This window comes from Polynucleobacter finlandensis, from assembly GCF_018881755.1.
Taxonomy (GTDB): Bacteria; Pseudomonadota; Gammaproteobacteria; order Burkholderiales; family Burkholderiaceae; genus Polynucleobacter; species Polynucleobacter finlandensis.
Genome location: NZ_JACVPS010000013.1, coordinates 22738 through 44935, shown reverse-complemented (window position 1 = coordinate 44935; position 22198 = coordinate 22738). Strand labels below are relative to the sequence as shown.

Below are 22198 nucleotides of genomic sequence, written 5' to 3'. Positions count from 1 at the left end.
AGTCCTTACTTATTAATTAAAGAGTTTTCTAGCCACACACGTAGAGATGCATCCTGTGGCCAGGCAGAAATAAAGGGTTTACAAGCAACGAGCACTTGTAGATTTGCTGAATGCAGATGGGTACAGGAATTCAAATCAATCTTGCCGCTAGGGTTATCTGAAATCCACTGCAATAGACTCTCGGCCTCCTCAACCCCAACCACTTCCTTAAAGAAGGCCTTTTTTTTCTTGAATTCAATTGACATTACACAATCTCCTTCACATTCAACACCATCAAAACGGATCCATTGCCCATCAAGGCGGAACCAGAGTAAGCCGATAAGCCACCCAACACACCATCCAGCGGCTTTTGAATCACGTCTATCGTTTCATTAAAGTTATCCACCACAAGACCTACTGACTCAGACCCTATTCGAACAACCAGTACCGCCAACTCATCATGTTCATTAGATAATTGATTAGCGGGAATATCTAAAAGTGCATTAAGATTTTTCAAGGGAATGAGTCGCCCCCTTAATAGAGTTGTCAGATTATTTTTAATGGCGCGAATGGCATGACGTGGTACGCGCACAGTTTCCACCACATGATCCATTGGTACACCAAATATCTGTTGGTCAGACTCCACAATCATCACCTTGGTAACGGCCATAGAGAGGGGTAATGAGATGCGGATACGAGTACCCTTACCCACTTCACTGTCCAAAACAATAGTGCCATTCACTCCTTCTACAGCAGATCTCACTACATCCATCCCAACGCCACGACCAGAAAGATCTGAAATGGTTTCAGCAGTTGAAAAGCCTGCTGTGAATACTAAGTTGACGGCTTGAGCATCGGTAATGCGTTCGAAAGTTGCCTCGTCAATGATCCCCTTTTCATAAGCCTTGCGCTTAATTGCAACCGGGTCAATTCCTTTGCCATCATCCTGGATCTCAATAATGACTTGATCGGCCTCTTGTGCAGCGCGGATAGTTAAGGTGCCCGTAGTGGGTTTTTTGGCAGCCTTACGAATATCAGGTGTCTCTAGGCCATGGTCCAAACTATTGCGAAGAATATGAATTAATGGGTCTGCTAAAGATTCGATAATATTTTTATCTGCCTCGGTATCTTCACCCTCTAAAACCAGGTTAACCTCTTTTCCTAGCTTGCGCGATATATCACGTACTAGCCGTGGGAATCTCTGAAATACAAACGATACGGGCATCATACGAACCTGCATGATGGCATCTTGCATCTCTTCAGCAATACGGTTGATTACCGCATATTGTGTTTTGATTTCACGCGATAACTCACGTACACCAAATTGATCTTCAGCACGTTGCGCTAAATATGGCAATGCATTCTTAGAGACAACCATCTCGCCAATGAGATTCATCAAACGATCAATCTTGACTTGATCAACCTTAAGACTCTTCGGAGCAGCTATAGTTTCATCTGTACGCTTACCAAATTTCTGCGTATCCTGACTCTTTGTGGCCACAGGAATAGTGCCTTCTATAGCAGTACCGGAGTCCTCCATCATTGCCGCATACAAAGCATCATCCGCCGTGGATAACGCTGAGTCCGGGGTTTGCCCAGAGCTCTCTTTGCCAATGAGACCTAGGCGGGAGTCGAGCCAATACAATAAAGGGGTCGGATTCATTGTGGCGATAGATTGCGCTAGTGCATCCTCAATCTCCCCTTTTGCATCTGCGTTTCCACTAGCCACAAAACAATTAACTAAGGTGCCGGCAACAGATGTCCATCGCCCAGCAACCCAATTTGGGCGATCTTCTAAGAGTAAAATTTGCCGTTGATCAACCAGGATGTCCTCTAAGGCCTCAACTTCTTCCTCTGAAAGGTCATCAAAAATAATGTTGGCTGGTGTTGGGTTGGTCACCAATTCAATCACATTGGATGCTGATGAAGCATCATTATTTATTGCAAGATCGGTAGACTCCATCTTTATATCGCACCAATTTGGCGTATCCAAAGTGCGTAAAGAGAAAATCAATGCGCAAATGGCAGAACAATTCTTTGGTTCAGATTGAAGTAGAACAATTAACCAACGTAAAGCAGAAGAAAACCATAAATCTGGGCTACTGAGCTCAATCATAGTTTGAGCAGCTTGGTTTAAACCCTCAAAATCATCTGCGTCTAAGAGCTGCAATGCCTCGATTACGAAGTCCTCGTATACTGGACCGCCGTTTGGGTCCCCCTGGGGGATAACCAAAAAGAGTGGGTCGATTGCGCAGATCTGAATTTGATCAGGGACATAGCGATAATGGGCTAGCAATTCTTCTTTTGATGCATTGCTAAGTACATAAAAATCAAGCGCGCATTCATAGGCATTGAAATCTGCCATCGCAGGCCAATCCGCACGTGAACTACCTCTTCCCCACAATAATCCCGGCACTCTTCTAGAGGTGTAAAAAGGATCTTCACCCTGGAAGAAGCATTCAGAAATCGGAGTGTAGCGAATCCAATAAAGCGATCCTCCATCTACGTAGGCTGACATACGTGCAGATTCCGGAATACTGCTCAACAATTGTGCGGATGGTAGTTCCACTACTTCTGAAGCGCCTATTGCAGCATCTTTTGGGGCGGAATCATGATCTGATGGGTGAAATGTAATCAAGGCGCGCAAAGATTCCACCAACTTGACAGAATCCGTCGCTCTTGATGGTGCGATTACGCCGCCACTCTCAATCTCGTCACACAGCAAACCGACAAAATCCATTGCATCTAGCAATCGATCCGCTAGCTCTTGTGAATACAGGGTCTTACCATTTCGCACAACATCCATTAAATCTTCACCGGCATGTAATACGCGAATCATTTCCGGAAAATCAAATAAACCGCTATTTCCCTTCAGTGTGTGCACCAGTCGGAATAATTCATTTACTAAATCAGCATCATCTGGAGTGCGCTCCAACTCTATGAGCTTCTCTCCAATTCCCTGGAGAAATTCACGTGCCTCAGCTAGAAATTGCTCTAGAAGCGGATTCATTAGCGTGACTCCCCTAATAATAAGTGGGCATGCGTTAGGAGTTGCACCGGCTTCACTGGCTTCACTAAATACACATTAGCACCAGCTTTATAAGCATTTAACCGATCATTCGCCTCAGATTCAGTTGAAACCATAATCGCCGGGGCTTGAGGAATTGCTTCACTACGCAGCTCGCGCAAGAAACCAAATCCATCCAATTTCGGCATATTAATATCTACCAAGTACAAATCAAATGGTGTTTGTAATGCTTTTTCGAGTGCCTCTAATCCATTCACCGCTTCTTCAACTACAAAGCCGGCGGATTCGAGAATATTTCGGTGGTACATACGTACAGTGGCAGCATCGTCCACAATTAGGATGCGCTTCATCTTGCCTCCAGGGGTCTTTGGTAAATTACGGCTTCAGGGAATTTACGCGGTTTAAATAGCGGGGAGATGCGACTCATGGATTCAGAATGTCCTAAACATATAAAGCCGCCAGGTGTTAGCGCATCATAGAAACATTCAGCCGCTGTTTTGCGTGAAACGTCATCAAAGTAAATAAGTAAATTACGACAGAAAATAACATCGAAGTTCCGGTAAGGACGTGTATCGGCAGGTTCAGTAAGGTTTACACGGGTGAACTCAACCGCCTCCCTCAAGTCATCATTAATCTGATACCCCTCACCAACGCGGCGGAAGTATTTATTGAGCCATGCCTTGGGTAATTTTTGAATTGAGCGCTCGGAATAGCGCCCAATCTTCGCCTTATGCAAAATACCCGTATCAATATCTGAGGAGATGATTTCAATATCCCACTCGTGAATATCAGCCCATCGCTCTAGTAGACACATTGCAATTGAATATGGCTCCTCTCCGGAGGATGAAGGAATACTCCAAATTCGAATGAGCCTGTTTCTAGTGGCAGCTTTACGCTTCATAATTTCCGGCAAGATAGAATCAACTAAGCACTTAAATTGATCTTCCTCACGCATGAAATAGGTTTCATTCACAGTCATTGCATTGGTTAAAAATTGCAGCTCTTCGCCAGAGGCTTGAAAGCGCAGCATAATGAAATAACTACGGAAATTTTCACTACCAGTAGCATTGACACGGTCAATCAAGCGTTTATCAACAAAATAACGTTTGCTTGACTCAAAACTAATTCCTGTTTTGCGATAGAAGAATTCCCGAAACTTATTAAAGTCCTCTTCGCTAATAGTAATTTCGCCCGTCTTACGTAAGGCGGTCCTAGACATCGTATTTTTTAGCATTCTGTTATGCGTTTGAAAGCCAAATCGGCAGCAAATTGGATATAAGGTTCATCAGCAAAACGAGCCTTTATTTTTGGAATTGCTACCATCGCAGCCTCAGTACCCACTTCACTGAGTAAATCCAAAGCTGTAGCGCAGACATTGACATGGGGATCCTCTTCAACTACGCCGATTAACCACGATTCAACATCGGAATGACGTAAGGACTCCAAAATATTGACTGAGAAAATTCTGACATCAGGATCCTCATCATTGAGAAGATCGACCATAATTGGGGCAACCAAGTCAGGAAGCTGCTTCATCGCTTCCAGAGCTTCGTTCCTCAAGGATGGGTCCTCGCTGCGTAAACATTCAACCAGTCCAGCAATCGAGTTGGGGCTCTTTAAGTGAATTAAGGCTGTCAAAATGACTTCTCGGACAGAAAGTTCAGACTCTATTTTTAGGCGCGATACCAATGCTTCGCTGGCATCTTCGCAATGCAACATATCGCGTGCTGCCCAGCGACGTGTTTCCGGATTTTCATCTGACAGTTGTGCAAGCAAACTTTCACAGCTAGGTTTTTCTTCAGCAGTTAACTCAACAGCTTGGGGCAAGGCTTTACTTTTAATTAATGCCACAATAATTTCCTTTTAAAACCCAGCCCAACGATTGAGCTGCGATGCTACTTTGTCCGATGTACAAATGACGCTCGCGCCTTTGCGTTCGATTAATTCGGCTGGCATACCAAATACCACTGCCGACTCTTCTGATTCAGCAATCGTCTTGCCACCTCGACTCTTAATTTCAGAAAATGCATCCGCTCCGTCATAGCCCATACCCGTCAACATCACTCCAATGATGGCCTCAGGATTAACGTGCTCAAGTGCTGAACGCCCCAATAACTCAACCGAAGGGTGCCACAAGAAATCCGTATTTTCTGGCTTAGGTATTGCCATCAATCGACCAACCCTATTGGCTACCAGCATGTCCGCACCGCCCTTACCGATATAAATATGGCCAGGCTCAATGACAGTGGGCTGCGATAACTCTGATACCCTCAATGGGCAAACGTTATTTAAGCGATCTGCAAAAGACTTAGTAAATGCAGCTGGCATATGTTGTGCTACTAAAATGGGCCACGGAAAATCCGCTGGTAACTGCGGCAAAATTTCTTCTAAGGTTCGTGGTCCGCCTGTCGATACGCCAATTAATACCAAGCCATCACCATGCTGACTTTTAGGTCGCATCTTCTTGGCATTGCTAATAGTTCTAGCCCGATCATCGCGCATGCGCTCAGATAAAGTCTTTACAGAAGTCTTACCCTTGAGGCGAGCACGCGAAGCGGCCCGAATTTTCGAGATCAGATCGTCTTTAATGACATCAATCGACAATGAAATCGTACCGCCAGGTTTAGCGACATAATCAATCGCACCTAAATGTAAGGCTTCAAAAGTAGCTAATGCGCCCTTTTCAGTAAGGGATGACACCATCACCACCCCAACAGGACGTTGGGCCATAATCAGGGATAAGGCCGTTAAGCCATCCATATCGGGCATATTTATATCTAAACTGATCACGTGAGGCTCAAACTCGCGATTGAGTTCGACAGCCTCACGCCCATTTCTGGCATGGCGGATATCAAAATCCCCTTCAGCCTCAAATAAGGTTGTTAATTGACGGCGCATCAGCGCCGAATCATCAACGATCAATAATCGAATCACCTTTATTACTCCACACTCGCTTGAGTCTTGGTCACCGCTGCCAACTTCAGTAAATCATCACCGGCAATCAAATGCTCAGTGTCAATTAACTGAATCATGCGTTTTTGCTTCTCAAGATTAGCCATACGAGACAAGAGCTTGCCATGTTCTACTGACAATTTTGGAGACTGCTCAATCGCTGCTTTAGGTATTCTAAGAACTTCTGCGACATGATCAACAATGAACCCTGTACGCATTCCGTTAATTAAGAACACCATAATGCGCTGACCATCAGAACGCTCCACTACTTCCAAACCTAAACGAGTTCTTAAATCAATCACGGGCAATACACTACCGCGCAAATTAATAACGCCCTCAACAAAGTCTGCTGCATGTGGCACACGAACTAAATCCTCTGGAACGCGAACGATTTCTTGCACGCTAGTGATAGCTGCGCCAAACTCTTCTTTATCGAGTAAGAAAATGACTACTTGTTCGTCATCGTCAATGCCCTCTTCGTGCGTAAGGACTTCTTGAGTATTATCTTGATCCATATTATTCACGGCATTCAATGCCTCTTTAATTGCAGAGTGGTCGAAAAGATTGCGCGCAGTAATAATGGATACCAAACGCTTACCGTCATCCAATCGGCAGATTTCTGAAATATCTGAGAGATTGCCCTCGCGCGCTAACATGGCAGGCATCGCATCTACGTGAGCCTTGGCCACACGCAAGACTTCACTAACGCCATCAACTGCAATACCAACAGAAACACCGCCTAAGGTCAAAATGACAATACGGCTAGTTTCATCAAGCTGCTTATCAGGCAATGCAAACATTTTGCGCAAAGAGACTAGTGGCAAAAGACGATTACGTAGAGTCATTACACCAATTACATGGGCTTGTGAACGTGGCACATGAATAATATTGTCAGGAACCTGAACGATTTCCTGCACATCATTAATGTCAATTGCATACTCTTGATCAGCCACATCAAAGCTGACTAATTGCAATTCATCATTAGACTCTGCAATCTCAGCTTCAGCATTCATCCCGCTTGCATGCGCATCGCCTAGATTAGCTGTTTTAGCAATCAAGGCAATTTGGGAAAATTCATGCTCGATCAATTTCTCAAAGTTGAGAATCATAATCATGGCATGACCGCCTACGTCTTTGATCATGCCGGAAAGCAATTCGGTATTAATCGCACTGCTAATACCACCAACGCCCTCGATCTTGCTCACGTCCACTCCAACCACGCTAGCCACGCGATCCACCACGAAACCCAGTGGCTGACCTAAATCAACCACAACAGCACGGGTAGAGTCATCATGCGCTAAATCTTCAAAACCAAACATCCGGCGCAAAGAAATGATTGGGAGTACCTTGCCACGTAAGTTGGCAAGCCCGTTTAAAGTGCTAGGCGCCAATGGCACGCGTACAACATCCGGTACACGAATAATTTCTTGCACAGGCGCCATATCTACTGCAAATACTTCATTACCAGCTATGAAAGTAACAAATTGACGGGTATCGGTGCGGCTAACTTCAGCCGCCCCCTCCAGCACCATCGACTCATCAATCCCATTCATTTGGGTATCGTTTGTCATGTTATGGATTTCCTTAAGCTATTAAGCGCTTTGTAATTCATCAGCCAAAGAAGCAATTTCCTCGATCGCGGAGGCTAATTCTTCGGCACCATCAGATTGTTGCTTAGCAGCGCTCGCTGCTTGAGCAGCTGCTGTAGAGGCTTCAGTAGCCGCATTCGCAATTTGCTCAATACCTTTTTTGACCTGGCCAATAGTAGTGGCTATTTCATTAGAGGCAGCTAAGATTTCCTGAGTACCTTTATCTACAATACCCATGTCAGATTCAATAATGACTAAGTTGGTAGTGCTTGCTTTTGCTCTTTCAATCTCAGTATTTGCAGTTACTGCAATCTCCTCTAAATCACGTCCCACGACTGTAATTTGATCCTGAACTGCCTTAACCAAATCTTTAATGCGATCAGCATTTTCAGAGGAATCATGTGCCAGATTACGAATGTCAGTAGCAACTACTACAAAACCCTTACCGAACTCACCGGCACGAGCCGCTTCAATAGCACCGTTAACAGCTAACATATTGGTTTGAATGGATACAGTTGAAATTGCTTCAACGATCTTATCAATACGACGGGATACCAGCTCTAAATCTTTGACCTTCTTAACACTTTCAATAGTTGCCTCTACAGAGGTAGTAATTCCAACGATCAAAGCATCAACACTTGTCTTATTAACTCCCAAGAGAGATTGAATGGTTGTAATTTTTGAGCCAATGTCTGTTGCACGAGCCTGTGAAACCTCTAAACCAGTTTCAATTTGGGTAATGGCAGCGGCAGATTGATCAGCGGCTGCAGACTGTGTTCCAGCAGCTCTACTAATTTGCTCTATGGCAGTCATTACTTGCGCAGCAGCACGATTAATTTCTTGTACTGCAGAAGATAATTGTTCGGCAGAAGAAGCTACCTCTTCAGCGCTCTTAGCCACATCGGTAGAGTTTTTAAGATCTTCACTCAATTCAGCTAAAGACTGAGCTGCTTGTTCTGCTTGGGCTAATGCTGAGCCTTGCTCATCAACGGTTTTAGCACCCTCTTCGGCAGCAGCAGATTGCTCTTCTGCAGCAGCAGCTATATCCTGTGAGCCCTTCAATGCCTGTTCAGCGGCAGCGTTAGATTGGGTTGCGCCCGTTGCAATTTCCTGAATACCGACAACGCAAGCGATTGTATCTAAACGAATTTGTTCATTCTGAACTGTGATTACTTGAGCTTTAACTGCCTCAGATTCCATAGTTTCTGCAGAAGTATTAATACCCGTTGCAATATTCTTCACATCATCTTGAATTTGACCGACTAACTCTTGAATCTGTTTGGCGCTCTTTTCTGAAGTTTCTGCCAAAGTTCTGACTTCATCAGCAACAACAGCAAATCCCTTGCCATGCTGCCCAGCCCGAGCTGCTTCGATTGCAGCGTTCAATGCCAATAGATTAGTTTGATCAGCAATACGGGCAACAGCTTTAACGATATCTCCGATGTTAGCCGCTTGCTTTTCCAGCTCGATAACCATTGTTACTGAAGCTGCTTGACGTTGAGCGGCAATACCTACATTAGTAATAAGCTCAGCAATATCATTGCTAGTTGAAACGATCAAACCTTGAGTTGCCTCTAATTTAGACTGGCTAATGTCAGCATTTTGTAGCTGGCGATCAATAGCGCCCGCTACCTGCGTAAACCCAGCTAATGATTCCTGGGCCGCGCCAGACGCTTCTTCTGCGACCGTGGCAATTTGATCTGATATACGCTTTAACTCTTCGGTTGCAGCGGCAGCTTCAGCAATACCCGAAGCCAATTCGGCAGTTGCAGCGGCAATACGCTCAGCAGCCTGTTGTTGCTTGCCCAGGGTTCTTGCTTTTTTACGCGCGGCATCAGCCTCACGATTGGAAGCTGCATTACCCTTAATATCTGCGCCTAAACTTGCAGTTGATGCGGTTGGTTTTTTAACTAGTGCCATGTATTTCTCCTAAAGAGGTTTATTCGTTAAATAAGTTTAAAAATAATGCTGTGTTTATGACTTCTTAATATAAAAATTGAAATGATTAAGCTTCCGTATTTTTCCTCACCACCAAATCCCCTTTGCCTCCAGATTTCATAAGCCTTCACCGAGATTTAGGGATGACTTTACTATTTGAATGACAAATTGAATTAGCGAATAAGAGCGAGGAAACCCAGCTATCTCATAGGTTTGCATTAAAATTTTTTTATAAGTTTCAATGAAGGTCAGTCAATGAACAAAGCTTAAGACAAGGTCCTACATGAACAAGAGACAAGCTCCGTCACATAGCTCAATTGAGACAACATGGTCTGCTCTCGTAAGGTCGCTTACTTGGGACGTTCATAATGATGTGGATTGCAAAGGAATGATCTGCTCTGAAGATTATTTGCAGCACTTAAAATTTGGATTTACAAGTTTTTATAGGGCTGGCTAAAATAGCCTACCAAGCCTAAAGAGTTTTTTTAAGGCTGAATTTGCTTAATTGTGCCGGCCAACTTTAGAGCATATTGGGGATCGGTAGCGTAACCTGCACTCTGGAGCGCCTGAGCATAGTCAGTAGCGCTTTGCAAGTTATTCATGACATTTTGATAGCGCGGGCTATTCTTAATCATGTTGGCAAAATCTTTAAATGACTCAGCATAGGAATCATAGGCGCGAAATTTTTCAATTTTTGGCTGCTTGATTCCATTAATATATTCGCTCGTTTGTACGGTGACCACTTTTCCAGTCCAACTTGCATTTGCCTTAATACCGAATAAGTTATTACTTGGCAGGCCGTCAAGACCATTAATCTCTCTCTTACCCCAGCCAGTCTCAAGGGCTGCTTGCCCCATCATAAAATCTGCTGGCAAGCCTGTTTCTTGGCTAGCTTTTTGGGCATGAGTAGCCATTCTATTAACGAAGCTGCCGCTAGCGATATTTTTCGCCACAACAGAAGCTGCTGTTGTCACCTTATTAACTAACCCCATACCTATTGGTAGGATTTGATTTTTTATGGCATCTGAAATATTGCCTTTCAACTCACCTGATGCTTGATCTAATTTACCTACAGCGTCTTTAATCCAAGGCTGCGCAATTTCATTTAATTGGGCATTCACGGAGAACATCGTTTGATCGGCATCTTCTACATCATCACTGCGATCAAGGGCGGTATTTAATACAGCCTCAAGAGTGGCATCCCGTGCTAACGGGATGTTTGGAGCTTGAGCGGCGGCTTCTTGATACGCTTTGATTTTGGAAGACTTAGCAGTATTACCTGCACCCTGATTCGACTCCACTTTTGCAGCATTCAGAGTGCTAGTAGATTTCACTGCATTCAAAGTATGAAAGTTATTAGCTAAGGGTAGTGGCGAGCTGTCTTTTGCAATATTTGCAGCGCTAGATTTAGCCTTGGTTAACTGCCTTACCAATATATCCGCCAAGCCAATCCCCTTATCAGCCATCTTTTGACTTAGCTGTTGATCTAGCATTGATGTAAACATCTTGCTTTGCTCGCTATCAAACAGCCCCTCTTTGGGCGTTGCATCGCGCATGCTCTTGAGCATCATATTGACAAATACGGCTTCAAATTGTTTGGCAACGCCTTTAATCGCTTCCGGTGAATCCGCTTTGGCAGAGCGCTTTAGAGAGCTTAAACCATTGGCGTCCATGGCCAGCTGATTCGTAAGATCAACAGTGCCTGATGAATTAATGGAGTTAGCCATAAGTCTGAAGTGGTTAAATGATTTCTAGATCAGCACGCAAAGAGCCGGCCGCTTTAATTGCCTGCAAAATAGCCAAAAGATCTTGGGGTGTTGCACCAACGGCATTGAGCGCTCTCACCACATCTGAAAGCGAAGTACCGCCACCGAGCTGAATTACATTACCTGGATCTTGATTGATCGAGATTTGCGATACTTTGGATTCAACAGTTCTACCATTTGCAAATGCATTGGGTTGACTAACAACCGGTGCAGTACTAATAACCACACTTAAATTACCATGCGCCACGGCACATTTATCTAAGGTAACCGATTGATTTAAGACAATTGAACCAGTGCGGGCATTGATAATAACCTTGGCGCTCCCCTTGGCACGATTTACGTTGAGAGACTCTAATGCAGCTAAAAATCCGACGCGATTACCGTCAGTATTGTTGGGGCGAACCGAAATCACACGGGCATCCCTTGCAAAGGCAATATCCTGGCCAAAGGCCTTATTAATTTCCTTAACAGTTGACATGGCTGTAGAAAAATCAGACTCTTTTAATTCTAAGTTAATAAATTCTAGCTGGGCAATATTATTGGGAATAGTCCGCTCAACCGTAGCACCAGCTGAAATTCGACCAACGCTCAATTGATTAATTAAAGTGGAGCTTCCATTGGCAGAAGCCCCTGCTCCTGCGACTACAAGGTTGCCCTGCGCAATCGCATAGGTATTTCCATCAGCACCCTTTAAAGGCGTCATTAATAAAGTGCCGCCTTTAATGCTTTTAGCATTTGCCATGGATGAAACGGTAACATCCAATGTTTGGCCAGATTGTGCAAAGGCTGGTAGCGTAGTGGTCACCATCACAGCCGCAATATTTTTTAATTGCATGGTCGTAAACGATCCAGGCGGCAAGGTAACACCCATTGTTTGCAACATGCTAATCGTCGTTTGCAAAGTAAATGGCGTTTGAGTTGTCTGGTCGCCAGTACCCTCAAGGCCAACCACCAAACCGTAACCGATCAATTGGTTATCACGGACCCCCTGAATGTTCGCCAAATCCTTGATACGCTCAGCATGTGCCGGAGATACCGCAGTCATCATTAGAACGATGCCGCCATACGCAAATATGGTCTGAGATAACGTAAATAAGCGAAGAAAAAGTTTAATTAAGAATTGCATAAGTCCGAATTAAAAAGGTGCAATGCTCAAGAAAAAGCGGTTCACCATGGTGCCAAAGTTAGCCCAGTCTAAAGTAGTGTTGGTGCGGTACTCAATTCTGGCATCCGCTACTGTATTTGAGGACACCGTATTATTGGTAGTGATCATGTCCGGGTTAACGACACCAGAGAAACGCACAAATTCCACGCCTTGATCAAAGGCGACCTGCTTTTCGCCAACCACAACCAAGTGTCCATTGGGCTTCACATCCACTACGGAAGCCGTAATGTATCCGTTAAAGGTATTACTTGTATTGTTTGCCGCTTTTGCTTCATAACCACTGTCATTGCTCGTCTTAAAGGTTGGCTCTACGATATTACTAAACATATTGGCAAATGCACTGTTAGCCGTACCCTTTTTACTAGCCGAACCACCACCATCTTTGGTGGTTGCAGTATTTTCAACAATATTCACTGTCACAATATCACCCACCATACGCGCGCGACGTCCCTCAAACATAGGACGATAGCTAGCGGGGCTATAGATTGATCCAGGGCTTGGCTCTGGCATGGTGTAAATTGATGTTTTGGCAGTGCCCGGGTTTTGTGTAATGGTGCTTGGCGTGACAGAGCAGGCGCCCAATACGGATACGAACCCGAATCCTGCGGCGACTTTTAATACCAAACTGGGAGTACAAAACCAATGAGATAGAAATTGTTTTTTCATGTGCAAATATTTTGATTCAAGCTAGCAGTAATTAACCGCCCAGTTGCGCTAACTTTTGCAGCATTTGGTCTGAAGTTGAAACGGCCTTACTATTGATCTCATAAGCACGTTGAGTTTGAATCATATTGACCATTTCCTCAACGACGTTCACGTTCGATGTCTCTACGTAACCTTGTTGCAAAATACCTGAACCATTTAGGCCGGGTGTCGTTGTATTCGGATTCCCCGAAGAAGCCGTTTCTACATACAAGTTTTCACCCTTAGCGCTTAGGCCAGCTGGGTTTATAAATGTAGACAGCTGAATGGTACCTACTTGCGTTACCGCTACTGAATTAGGTAAAGTAACCGACACCACGCCATCACGACCAACCGTAACGCTCTGTGCATTAGCAGGAATCGTAATAGCGGGTTGCACTGTGTAGCCACTTGCAGTAACTAATTGCCCTGTAGCATTCATCTGAAAGCTACCATCACGGGTATACGCTGCGCTACCATCTGGCATTAATACCTGAAAAAAGCCACTACCGTTAATCGCAATATCAGTGTTATTACTTGTTTGTTGCAAGTTCCCTTGTGAAAAAATACGCTCTGTTGCTACGGGCTTTACACCAGTACCTAATTGCATCCCTGATGGCAATTGCGTTTGCTGAGAGGATTGCGCTCCTGCTTGACGCATATTTTGATAGAGCAAATCTTCAAACACTGCGCGTGAACGTTTAAAACCATTCGTGCTCACGTTTGCCAAGTTATTGGTAATCACGTCCATTTGCGTTTGTTGCGCATCTAAACCTGTTTTTGCAATCCACAAAGAGCGAATCATTTTTTATTTCCTTTTATATAAGCCAACTTTGAAGTTAACCAACAATCATTAATGAGTATCTTTTCACAAAAAGACTTAAGCCAAACTGTAGAGTTGAGCCGCTTTACTGTCGTTACTCTCAGCGTTTTGCATCAGCTTCATTTGAATATCAAACTGACGAGCCAAGGAGATCATATTGACCATCCCCTGCACCACGTTGACGTTCGAGCTTTCCAGGGCGTCATGCACCACTTTGACCGTGGCATCAGCCTGGGCAGGAGCGCCATTGCGAGTATTGAATAAACCATCGTCCCCGCGCACCAAATTAGTTTCCTCTGGATTGACTAATTTCAGGCGATCTAGTGGCGTTGTGAGCTGAGGGACCTCACCATCATTAACGCTTGACATAGAGCCGTCACCAGCAATAGTAATGCTGGCATTTGGCGGGATGCTAATTGGGCCACCATCACCTAATACATTAAGTCCACTGGCTGTTTGCAAAATACCATTGGCGCTCACCTTAAACGATCCGTTGCGGGTATAACCCTCAGCGCCATTAGCACGCTGCACACAGAACCAACCTTTGCCCTCTACAGCCACATCTAAACTGCGACCTGTTTGTTGAATTGCACCTGGCGTGAAATCCGCACCCGATGTTGCATTTACAACCATGGTGCGAGTAGCCAAACCATCACCAATCACTGGCACTGCGCGGAAAGTATCAATCTGCGCCTTAAACCCAGTAGATGTGGCATTAGCCAAATTATGAGAGTTGGTAGCCTGTTGATCGAGAATATGCTGAGCGCCTGTCATTGCTGTAAAAATCATGCGATCCATATTTTTCCCTTTCCGTTTGCGATTATGAAATTAAATAATTAAGGCGAATTAGCCTATAAGTTAACCAAGGTTTGCGCCATTTGATCTTCGGCTTTGATGGTTTGCGCATTGGCTTGATATGCACGCTGCGCAGCTAACAAGCCAACCATGTCAGACGTTTGGTCTTCATTTGACGTCTCCACCGCAGATGACTGTAGTGCACCTAAGCCACCAACACCCGGCGCTCCAATGGTTGGTGCACCTGACTGCGATGTTTGAACCCAAGAATTGGTTCCCAATGCACTTAAACCCGTTTCACTTGGAAAGCTTGCCAATGCCAATTGACCCAAAGTAACCTGAGTTGATGGGGAGTTACTTACAGCGTTTAAGGCCGTAAGCTGAGTCTGCTGTGCTACGGTTAATGTTGTGCTTGGGGCAATTGGCACAATTAACGCAGCCGCTGCAGTGGCTTGTGCGGACAATGTCGTACTCACTGCATAAGTTCCGACGATAGTACCGTCAGGATTAATGCTGTAACCAGATAAGGTGCTGTTAGCATCAGCGGTTAAACCCAAAGCAGAGTTTCCTTGAAACGATCCAAAGCCACTTAAATTTAATGGTGTAACAGTCGCTCCGACGACGCCGCCAACCGCTGCATAGCCAGAGACCTTTTGTCCACCAGCGCTTACTAAGTTGCCAGTATTATTAATCTGGAATTGGCCATCACGTGTATACGAAATCTTACTTGTAGTTGGATCTGTAAGCTGATAAAAACCTCTTCCATTGATAGCAACATCCAATGGGTTGGTTGTGGTAGTAATGGTGCCTTGAGTAAAGAGCTGCTGAATATTAGAGCTGACTGGGCCAGCGCCAGTTTGTAGACTCACACCAGAGCTTGCAGTGTTTAATGTATTAGCCATAATGTCTGTGAAATTCACTCGGGCCGTTTTATATCCAACAGTGCTGCCATTGGCGATATTTTCTCCCAAAACTTGTAAACTCTGGGCTGCTGCATTTAAACCACTTAAACCTTGATCAAAGAACATGTCGGTCTCCTAAGAGTGAATTATTAAAATTAAAGAATCTGCATTACGTTGGCGATACCAACTGTTGAGTTGTTATCCAGATTTAATGTGACGCCATTAGCACCATTAGCCACGCTACTTACCCCTGCATAAGTTAGGCCTGTTGCAGCCACTGCTTTACCGCTAGAGGTAGCGGCAATTTGGAATGAGTAAGCACCATCGGGAGCTGTAATACCGCTAGCATCTTTTCCATTCCAAGCTACTGGAATTGTGCCGCCAGCTTGTGCGCCTAAATTAATGGTATTAACAGTTTGGCCGGCTGAATTAATCACATTGACTTTCACACTATCTGCAGAGGAAGGTAGTTGAACGCCAAAAGAACCTTGACCACTCGTTAACTGGAATGCATTTCCAGAAACCATCACGGTATGGCCAATCATGCTTGATGCTTGGTACGCTTGACTAGCATTTAAGCTGCTCACCATGGATGACATTGAGGTATTTAAACTGCCAATGCCCTGCACCGTCTGAATCTGTGCCAATTGACTTGTCATCTGGGCGCTATCAACTGGATTAGTTGGGTCTTGATACTGCATCTGCGCAACCAACATCGTCATGAAGTTGTCTTGTAGTGACTTAGCTGAAGATGTTGATGTAGAGCTTGATGTGCTGGTGCTTGTATTGGATGATGCCGAGGCACCATTCATTGCCTGCATCAATGCATTGGCATTTGAAGTGCTAGCTCCCTGAATTGTGCTCATATTTTTCTCCTAAGTTCCGCTATATTGATGATTAAGATTGGCCAAGGCTCAATGTTTTTTGTAACATTGACTTGGCAGCATTCATGGTTTCTACGTTGTTTTGGTAAGCCCGTGAGGTGGAAATCATGTTCACCATCTCTTGAGTGACATTGACATTGGGCATCGAGACAAAACCATTGGCATCTGCTAATGGGTTGTGGGGATCGTGCACCATTTTGGGTGGTGAAGTGTCTTCAATAATCTGCTTCACCTTAACCCCATTAACCTCGGGAGAGCCGCTAGCGACGGCGCTAAAAACAACCTGTTTGGCTTTGTAGGGCTGGCCATTAGCACTAGTTGCGCTATCTACGTTGGCCAGGTTACTGGCAACGACGTTTAGGCGTTGAGACTGAGCACTCATGGCTGAGCCTGAAATATTAAAAATATTGAGTAAGGATGACATTAAGATCTCCTGTTAAATTAACCTTGAATCGCTGACATCATGTCTTTAATGTCCGACTTAAGCATTGTTAAGCTGGCTTCATAGCGAATAGCGTTATCGGTAAAGGCATTTCTTTCTACATCTCCGTCAACAGTGTTGCCGTCAACGCTGTCTTGCACCGAAGATCTAAAGAGCACATCGCCAAAATTTCCATTGCCAGCAGAGGGTGTGGCACCATTTGACAAGTGCAGAGCTGAAGTTGTAGCCATGCCTGTAGTTGCTCCTGCGCCACCCACTGAACGTTCCTTGACTGCAAGGGCATTTTTCATGGCTGAAGAAAAATCTATATCCCTCGCCTTATAATTTGGTGTGTCTGAGTTAGCAATATTGGCGGCAAGCAATTCTTGGCGTTGCTCTCTCACCTTGAGGGCCGCCTCATGAAAACCGAAGATTGAATCTAAGCCAGTCATATTATTTTTCCTTTTGCACTAAAGAAAATATTTTTCCTGCCGATAGATATATTGAGTCATGTTTTACTTCCATGTGAAGTAATATAATTTGTTTACTCTTTTCTTAATCCAAGGATTAAACGGGGAATTTACAGGCTAATTTGCCCATTGATGATTTGCGCTATTCGTAAAATCATGGCATGAGCTTTTCAACGTTAAACCATCCACCCCCCTTCAACAGACTAGCCATAGGCTTGCTAGCTATTATGGGTGCTCTTTTTTTGGCCATCCCCGTTACCGCCCAATCCCAGACCGAGGCACCTCAGGATTTAAGAATTCTGAACCTGAAAGCAAAAGAATTTTTGATCGCCCAGAGCGTAGGGTCTCCCGGCAAGGTGGAAGTCAGCGTTACCCCAATTGACCCCAATCTCAGATTGGCATTTTGCCCCTCTCCAGAAGCGTTCTTCCCAGCAGGTAGCCGTGCTTGGGGCAAAACTTCGGTGGGTATTCGCTGTAGCTCCCCCACCTCCTGGACTTTTTATGTGCAGGCCAACGTCAGCATTTTTGCCGACTATGTTGTCGCAGCAACCCCACTTTACCAAGGACAGGTTATTGCAAATAGCGAGTTACAGATGCAAAAGGGGGATTTAACTACCCTGCCCGCGGGCATTTTTACCAATAACTCCCAAATTCTGGGGCGTACTGTCAAAATGTCCCTGACAGCTGGCAGTGTCATTCGCCAAGATATGCTCAAACAAACATTAGTTATTCAGCAAAATCAGACCGTTAGAGTAGTTAGTGCAGGCAATGGTTTTTCAGTTAGCACTGAGGGGCAGGCTATTAATAATGCAACAGATGGGCAGGTGGTTCAAGTCAGAATGATTGGTGGGCAAGTGATTACTGGCACGGCAAATGCAAGTGGGCAAGTGGTAGTGAATGCAAAATAGAGCCAATCTGATAACTAATTCTTTTTAAAATGATAAGTTATTTGTTTAATAAACAATGAGAAAAGGCGTGGATAAGAGTAGATTATTAAAGTTTGAAGAAAATTTACCGTTAAAAGTTATGTAATCAATCACTACGCAAAGCATACCCCATGAAAATCAATGACTCACTGAAAAGCATTCTCAATACCGGCATTGAAAAAACAGAAAGCGCTTCTGCTAGCGCTAGCTCAGCTGCCCAAAAACTAGCTGAACAACCCTCTACATCAGGCACTACTGCAGCTACTAAATCGAGTCAATTAAAAGCCTTAGAGGCTGCCGTGTCAGCAAGTCCAGCATTTGATGCTGGCAAAGTAGAAGACATCAAGAGTGCCATTGCCAGCGGTAGTTTTACCGTGGACGCAGCCAAAGTAGCTGATGGCCTGATTTCTAACGCTGTTGGTTTAATCAAACCGTAAGCGCAAGGCTGAGGAATATCTCACTATGAGCACTATTAATCCCTCGGCCTATTCTGCCTACTCAAGCTATTTAAGAGACACGCAGTCGAAAATTAACCTGATTAAGACACAGCTAAATACTGGCAACAAAATTATTAGCGCGGCTGATCAAAGTACGATCACCAACCTATCCAGCAATGCCAGTGCATACACTGCCGTAACCCAAAGCATTGGTGGAGCTCAAAGCGTTATTACTAGCGCTCAAAAAGGTTTGACCTCGATTGGTGATTTGCTTCGCCAAATGCAGGCTCTTGCCAACCAGGCAACTAACCCTAGCCTCTCCAATTTAGACGCCATCAATTTGAATAACCGGTTTCAGAAACTAGTGACTGATATCGGAAAAATTGCTACTACCGCTAGCGTGAATGGCTCAAATCTATTAAGCGGTACTGCGGGCGTTAACGTTAAAACGGGCATTGATAATACCCCCGCCTCTCGCACCCATATTCAGCCAGTTAATATCTACGGCATGATTACGATGGGGGCATTAGGAGGCATTAAGCTTGAATCCATTGCCGATGCAAATTCAGCGCTGTCATCTATTGCCAGCGCTATCGCCACCGTAAACAACGGCCAAATATCACTCAAGACGAGCGCAAAACAATTGAGTGCAAAAGCAAATGCAATTAATGGCATTACAACAAGCTCACAATCCCAGCTAGCCTCATTGCAAAATCTAGATAAGCCCGCACTGCAATCCCAACTGCAGATGCTGAACAATAATTTAGCTGTGTATACGCTACTAAGCAAGCTAGGCTAGCAAGAAAAGACCTATCTCAGCATCAGCACGGCCGGGGAAAAAGGAAGAAGCTGTAAATAATTTAAATTATCTTCACGCCAACCCTAAAGTCTTCCTTCCACCCGCCGATAAAGAGAATATAGAACTTAACTTCATTAGAAGTTAGAAACAAGTTAGTCGTAAGACTAACAAATGGCACTGTTGATGTGGTCTACGTATCACGCACTGATGTCCTTGTAGTAGGTTGGTATGTTTATACATTGGGTATGACCATGCTTTATTTTTATTGCAGACCAATAGTGGTTTGCTTTACTTAAACTTAAGGAACTATCATGAGCGCAATTACAGCATTAGCATCAACACTTTCAAGCGGCATCAATGACGTCCAGTCAAAAATTGCTGATGTACAAAACCAATTAGCTACCGGCAAAAAGAATTTGAACTCAGCTGAAAGTGGCCAAGTAACCCGTTTGACAACCCAAGTAACAGGTTACACACAGGCTGGCCAAAACATTGGTCAAGCTTCGAATACTTTAGATGTTGCCAACACAGCACTGAACTCAATGGCTAACCTCTTGCAACAAATGAGTCAAATTGCTACTCAAGCAAGCACTGCTGGTTTGCAAGCTTCAGATCAAACTGCATTGCAAGCGACTTTTAGCTCATTAGCGACACAAGTGGAGAGCCTTTCCACTGCAACCGAGCTAAATGGCGCCGATGTATTTGCCGCTATGACAGTACAAACAGGTCCTGTATCCACAAATACAACTACGATTGCTGCCACAGATGTAACAGCTCTTGATGCAACCGGAGAGGACGTATCCACTACTGCGGGCGCTACTGCTGCCATCGCCGCCGTTAAACTTGCTCTTGACGCTATTTCCACAGGTCAATCTGGTGTTAACGCTTCACTTGCAACATTGAACGCTCAAGGTACAAATGCAGCTGCATTGGGTACTAACCTGCAAAACACCATTGATTCTATTCAAAACGTAGATCAAACAGGAATGCAAGCTGAATTACAACAATTGAATAACCAACAGTCCATTGACTACTACTTGGTTAGCCAGATGAATACAGCTGCAGCTGCAGTTTTGACGATTTTCCGTTAATCCTTAAACAGTTAAGTAATGTAGGCTAAAAAAGCCGGGTATATCCCGGCTTTTTTTATGGATTGAAATAGAGTTTCTAACATCAAAATAGGTTTCGCAGTCTGAAATTGACTGCTTAATATTTACCTATAGAGGAACTATCATGAGCGCAATTACAGCATTAGCATCAACACTTTCAAGCAGCATCAATGACGTCCAGTCAAAAATTGCTGATGTACAAAACCAATTAGCTACCGGCAAAAAGAATTTGAACTCAGCTGAAAGTGGTCAAGTAACACGTTTGTCAACTCAGGTTACAGGTTACACACAGGCTGGCAAAAACATTGGTCAATCTAAAAACACTTTGGACGTTGCTAACACAGCCCTGAACTCAATGGCTAACCTCTTGCAACAAATGAGTCAAATTGCCACTCAAGCAAACAATGCTGGTTTGCAATCTACTGATAAAACTGCATTGCAAGCGACATTTAGCTCTCTAGCTAGCCAAGTGAATGCAATATCCATAAATACCATGTTAAATAATATTGATGTATTTGCCGCTATGACAGTACAAACAGGTCCTGTATCCACAAATACAACTACGATTGCTGCCACAGTTGTAACAGCTCTTGATGTAACCGGAGAGGACGTATCCACAGGCGCTACTGCTGCCATCGCCGCCGTTAAACTTGCTCTTGACGCCATTTCAACAGGTCAATCTGGTGTTAACGCTTCACTTGCAACATTGAATGCTCAAGGTGCAAATGCAGCTGCATTGGGTACTAACCTGCAAAACACCATTGATTCTATTCAAAACGTAGATCAAACAGCAATGCAAGCTGAATTACAACAATTGAATAACCAACAGTCCATTGACTACTACTTGGTTAGCCAGATGAATACATCTGCCGCTGCCGTGCAAACTATCTTCCGCTGATTGTCAGTTAATTTTTCCGTCTTAGAGAAAAGCTGGGTATATCCCGGCTTTTTTTATGGATTGAAAATTGTGACCCAGGAATAGCATATATCCATTCAAGTTTTTTCTCATTATTCCCCCGATACCTAAGGAACCACTATGTTTGGAACTCAAAACGCTCTCAAATCCTACGTTAGCATTGACGATAATCTGTCTGGAGCAAGCTTTGAGCAACGCTGGTTTGAATCGGTTGTGATCATTCTAAAGCGAATTCAAGGTGGTGAATTTGATGCAGTTGTGACGCATACAAAATTACTAGAGGTTTGCGAGGGTTTGCAATGGGTTCAAGAGAACCTCAATGAGAAATTAAATTCTCAACATCGAACTATGCTGAAAAATATCTACAGTACCAGTATTCAGATTCTCAATGGGGCCATTCAGACTAAAAATATGGATTTCTTAACCATTGTTATTGCCTCGATTGAAACCATCACTCAGCCGTACTATAAAAAGGCTGATGCAGTCGCTTAATACAAAAAAGGATGCCGCTACACAAGCGACCTCAATCCTGTTCCGTTAATTGCAGGCGGTAATGGATATATAGAATAAGCTGAGCATATCCTGGATTTTATGATGCAGTGGTTGGTGGATCGGCTT

General features: G+C 44.2%; 23 protein-coding genes. 6 read left to right on the top strand and 17 right to left on the bottom strand.

Annotated elements, in window-relative coordinates; all coding sequences use genetic code 11:
- Positions 1–5: 5 nt before the first annotated feature.
- From ICN49_RS09370 to flgB, 17 genes are all read right to left on the bottom strand, one after another.
- Entirely contained in the window at positions 6–245 is a 240-nt protein-coding gene (locus tag ICN49_RS09370; protein WP_088527277.1) for a hypothetical protein, read from the bottom strand.
- Positions 245–2989, bottom strand: a complete 2745-nt coding sequence (locus ICN49_RS09365) for a chemotaxis protein CheA (RefSeq protein WP_216167814.1) — start codon at positions 2987–2989, stop codon at positions 245–247. The genes ICN49_RS09370 and ICN49_RS09365 overlap by 1 nt, the downstream gene beginning before the upstream one ends.
- Complete coding sequence (locus ICN49_RS09360; protein ID WP_088527275.1) at positions 2989–3357, bottom strand: response regulator; 369 nt, start codon at positions 3355–3357, stop codon at positions 2989–2991. Before ICN49_RS09360 ends, ICN49_RS09365 begins: the two co-directional genes overlap by 1 nt.
- Positions 3354–4226, bottom strand: coding sequence for a CheR family methyltransferase (locus ICN49_RS09355; RefSeq protein ID WP_088527316.1), 873 nt, complete (start codon positions 4224–4226; stop codon positions 3354–3356). The genes ICN49_RS09360 and ICN49_RS09355 overlap by 4 nt, the downstream gene beginning before the upstream one ends.
- 8 nt (positions 4227–4234) lie before the next feature.
- Positions 4235–4858, bottom strand: a complete 624-nt coding sequence (locus ICN49_RS09350; RefSeq protein WP_088527274.1) for a HEAT repeat domain-containing protein — start codon at positions 4856–4858, stop codon at positions 4235–4237.
- Between the two features lie 12 nt (positions 4859–4870).
- Positions 4871–5941 carry a chemotaxis-specific protein-glutamate methyltransferase CheB gene (cheB, locus tag ICN49_RS09345; protein WP_088527273.1) on the bottom strand — a complete coding sequence of 357 codons (1071 nt, stop codon included), beginning with the start codon at positions 5939–5941 and terminating at the stop codon, positions 4871–4873.
- A gap of 5 nt (positions 5942–5946) precedes the next feature.
- Positions 5947–7530 carry a chemotaxis protein CheW gene (locus tag ICN49_RS09340; RefSeq protein WP_088527272.1) on the bottom strand — a complete coding sequence of 528 codons (1584 nt, stop codon included), beginning with the start codon at positions 7528–7530 and terminating at the stop codon, positions 5947–5949.
- Between the two features lie 21 nt (positions 7531–7551).
- The gene (locus tag ICN49_RS09335) at positions 7552–9468 is read right to left on the bottom strand and encodes a methyl-accepting chemotaxis protein (RefSeq protein ID WP_088527271.1); all 1917 of its coding nucleotides are present in this window, start codon (positions 9466–9468) and stop codon (positions 7552–7554) included.
- Between the two features lie 503 nt (positions 9469–9971).
- Positions 9972–11213: a flagellar assembly peptidoglycan hydrolase FlgJ gene (flgJ, locus tag ICN49_RS09330; protein WP_216167813.1), complete on the bottom strand. Its 1242-nt coding sequence runs from the start codon at positions 11211–11213 to the stop codon at positions 9972–9974.
- A 13-nt stretch (positions 11214–11226) separates the two neighbouring features.
- A complete protein-coding gene (locus ICN49_RS09325; protein ID WP_255535490.1) occupies positions 11227–12300 on the bottom strand; it encodes a flagellar basal body P-ring protein FlgI in 1074 nt (357 codons plus the stop codon).
- An 87-nt stretch (positions 12301–12387) separates the two neighbouring features.
- Entirely contained in the window at positions 12388–13083 is a 696-nt protein-coding gene (locus tag ICN49_RS09320; protein ID WP_216167811.1) for a flagellar basal body L-ring protein FlgH, read from the bottom strand.
- Between the two features lie 31 nt (positions 13084–13114).
- Entirely contained in the window at positions 13115–13903 is a 789-nt protein-coding gene (gene flgG / locus ICN49_RS09315) for a flagellar basal-body rod protein FlgG (protein WP_216167810.1), read from the bottom strand.
- Between the two features lie 75 nt (positions 13904–13978).
- Positions 13979–14719, bottom strand: a complete 741-nt coding sequence (locus ICN49_RS09310) for a flagellar basal body rod protein FlgF (RefSeq protein WP_216167808.1) — start codon at positions 14717–14719, stop codon at positions 13979–13981.
- Between the two features lie 53 nt (positions 14720–14772).
- Complete coding sequence (locus ICN49_RS09305; RefSeq protein ID WP_216167806.1) at positions 14773–15744, bottom strand: flagellar hook-basal body complex protein; 972 nt, start codon at positions 15742–15744, stop codon at positions 14773–14775.
- Between the two features lie 29 nt (positions 15745–15773).
- Positions 15774–16484 carry a flagellar hook assembly protein FlgD gene (locus tag ICN49_RS09300; protein WP_216167804.1) on the bottom strand — a complete coding sequence of 237 codons (711 nt, stop codon included), beginning with the start codon at positions 16482–16484 and terminating at the stop codon, positions 15774–15776.
- A 31-nt stretch (positions 16485–16515) separates the two neighbouring features.
- On the bottom strand, positions 16516–16926 hold the full coding sequence (flgC, locus tag ICN49_RS09295) for a flagellar basal body rod protein FlgC (RefSeq protein ID WP_216167802.1): 411 nt from the start codon (positions 16924–16926) through the stop codon (positions 16516–16518).
- 17 nt (positions 16927–16943) lie between these two features.
- On the bottom strand, positions 16944–17375 hold the full coding sequence (gene flgB / locus ICN49_RS09290; protein ID WP_216167800.1) for a flagellar basal body rod protein FlgB: 432 nt from the start codon (positions 17373–17375) through the stop codon (positions 16944–16946).
- Between the two features lie 179 nt (positions 17376–17554).
- On the opposite strand from flgB, the gene flgA reads away from it, so the two are divergent.
- The 6 genes from flgA (at position 17555) to ICN49_RS09260 (ending at position 22072) form a co-directional block, all read left to right on the top strand.
- Positions 17555–18301: a flagellar basal body P-ring formation chaperone FlgA gene (gene flgA / locus ICN49_RS09285; RefSeq protein ID WP_216167798.1), complete on the top strand. Its 747-nt coding sequence runs from the start codon at positions 17555–17557 to the stop codon at positions 18299–18301.
- 149 nt (positions 18302–18450) lie between these two features.
- Positions 18451–18756 (top strand): flagellar biosynthesis anti-sigma factor FlgM, encoded by a 306-nt coding sequence (gene flgM, locus ICN49_RS09280; RefSeq protein ID WP_216167796.1) that lies wholly within the window; start codon positions 18451–18453, stop codon positions 18754–18756.
- Positions 18757–18781: 25 nt separating this feature from the next.
- Positions 18782–19555, top strand: coding sequence for a flagellin (locus ICN49_RS09275; RefSeq protein WP_216167794.1), 774 nt, complete (start codon positions 18782–18784; stop codon positions 19553–19555).
- A gap of 311 nt (positions 19556–19866) precedes the next feature.
- Positions 19867–20646 (top strand): flagellin, encoded by a 780-nt coding sequence (locus ICN49_RS09270; RefSeq protein ID WP_216167793.1) that lies wholly within the window; start codon positions 19867–19869, stop codon positions 20644–20646.
- 142 nt (positions 20647–20788) lie between these two features.
- Positions 20789–21562: a flagellin gene (locus ICN49_RS09265; RefSeq protein ID WP_216167791.1), complete on the top strand. Its 774-nt coding sequence runs from the start codon at positions 20789–20791 to the stop codon at positions 21560–21562.
- 138 nt (positions 21563–21700) lie between these two features.
- Positions 21701–22072, top strand: coding sequence for a hypothetical protein (locus ICN49_RS09260; protein ID WP_216167789.1), 372 nt, complete (start codon positions 21701–21703; stop codon positions 22070–22072).
- Positions 22073–22198: the final 126 nt, after the last annotated feature.

Bases quoted from the DNA above. Each gene is read 5' to 3' on its own strand.
- ICN49_RS09370 (WP_088527277.1), bottom strand. From the start codon at position 245: ATGTCAATTGAATTCAAGAAAAAAAAGGCCTTCTTTAAGGAAGTGGTT.
- ICN49_RS09365 (WP_216167814.1), bottom strand. From the start codon at position 2,989: ATGAATCCGCTTCTAGAGCAATTTCTAGCTGAGGCACGTGAATTTCTC.
- ICN49_RS09360 (WP_088527275.1), bottom strand. From the start codon at position 3,357: ATGAAGCGCATCCTAATTGTGGACGATGCTGCCACTGTACGTATGTAC.
- ICN49_RS09355 (WP_088527316.1), bottom strand. From the start codon at position 4,226: ATGTCTAGGACCGCCTTACGTAAGACGGGCGAAATTACTATTAGCGAA.
- ICN49_RS09340 (WP_088527272.1), bottom strand. From the start codon at position 7,530: ATGACAAACGATACCCAAATGAATGGGATTGATGAGTCGATGGTGCTG.
- ICN49_RS09335 (WP_088527271.1), bottom strand. From the start codon at position 9,468: ATGGCACTAGTTAAAAAACCAACCGCATCAACTGCAAGTTTAGGCGCA.
- flgJ (WP_216167813.1), bottom strand. From the start codon at position 11,213: ATGGCTAACTCCATTAATTCATCAGGCACTGTTGATCTTACGAATCAG.
- ICN49_RS09325 (WP_255535490.1), bottom strand. From the start codon at position 12,300: ATGATGACTGCGGTATCTCCGGCACATGCTGAGCGTATCAAGGATTTG.
- ICN49_RS09320 (WP_216167811.1), bottom strand. From the start codon at position 13,083: ATGAAAAAACAATTTCTATCTCATTGGTTTTGTACTCCCAGTTTGGTA.
- flgG (WP_216167810.1), bottom strand. From the start codon at position 13,903: ATGATTCGCTCTTTGTGGATTGCAAAAACAGGTTTAGATGCGCAACAA.
- ICN49_RS09310 (WP_216167808.1), bottom strand. From the start codon at position 14,719: ATGGATCGCATGATTTTTACAGCAATGACAGGCGCTCAGCATATTCTC.
- ICN49_RS09305 (WP_216167806.1), bottom strand. From the start codon at position 15,744: ATGTTCTTTGATCAAGGTTTAAGTGGTTTAAATGCAGCAGCCCAGAGT.
- ICN49_RS09300 (WP_216167804.1), bottom strand. From the start codon at position 16,484: ATGAGCACAATTCAGGGAGCTAGCACTTCAAATGCCAATGCATTGATG.
- flgC (WP_216167802.1), bottom strand. From the start codon at position 16,926: ATGTCATCCTTACTCAATATTTTTAATATTTCAGGCTCAGCCATGAGT.
- flgB (WP_216167800.1), bottom strand. From the start codon at position 17,375: ATGACTGGCTTAGATTCAATCTTCGGTTTTCATGAGGCGGCCCTCAAG.
- flgA (WP_216167798.1), top strand. From the start codon at position 17,555: ATGAGCTTTTCAACGTTAAACCATCCACCCCCCTTCAACAGACTAGCC.
- flgM (WP_216167796.1), top strand. From the start codon at position 18,451: ATGAAAATCAATGACTCACTGAAAAGCATTCTCAATACCGGCATTGAA.
- ICN49_RS09275 (WP_216167794.1), top strand. From the start codon at position 18,782: ATGAGCACTATTAATCCCTCGGCCTATTCTGCCTACTCAAGCTATTTA.
- ICN49_RS09270 (WP_216167793.1), top strand. From the start codon at position 19,867: ATGAGCGCAATTACAGCATTAGCATCAACACTTTCAAGCGGCATCAAT.
- ICN49_RS09265 (WP_216167791.1), top strand. From the start codon at position 20,789: ATGAGCGCAATTACAGCATTAGCATCAACACTTTCAAGCAGCATCAAT.
- ICN49_RS09260 (WP_216167789.1), top strand. From the start codon at position 21,701: ATGTTTGGAACTCAAAACGCTCTCAAATCCTACGTTAGCATTGACGAT.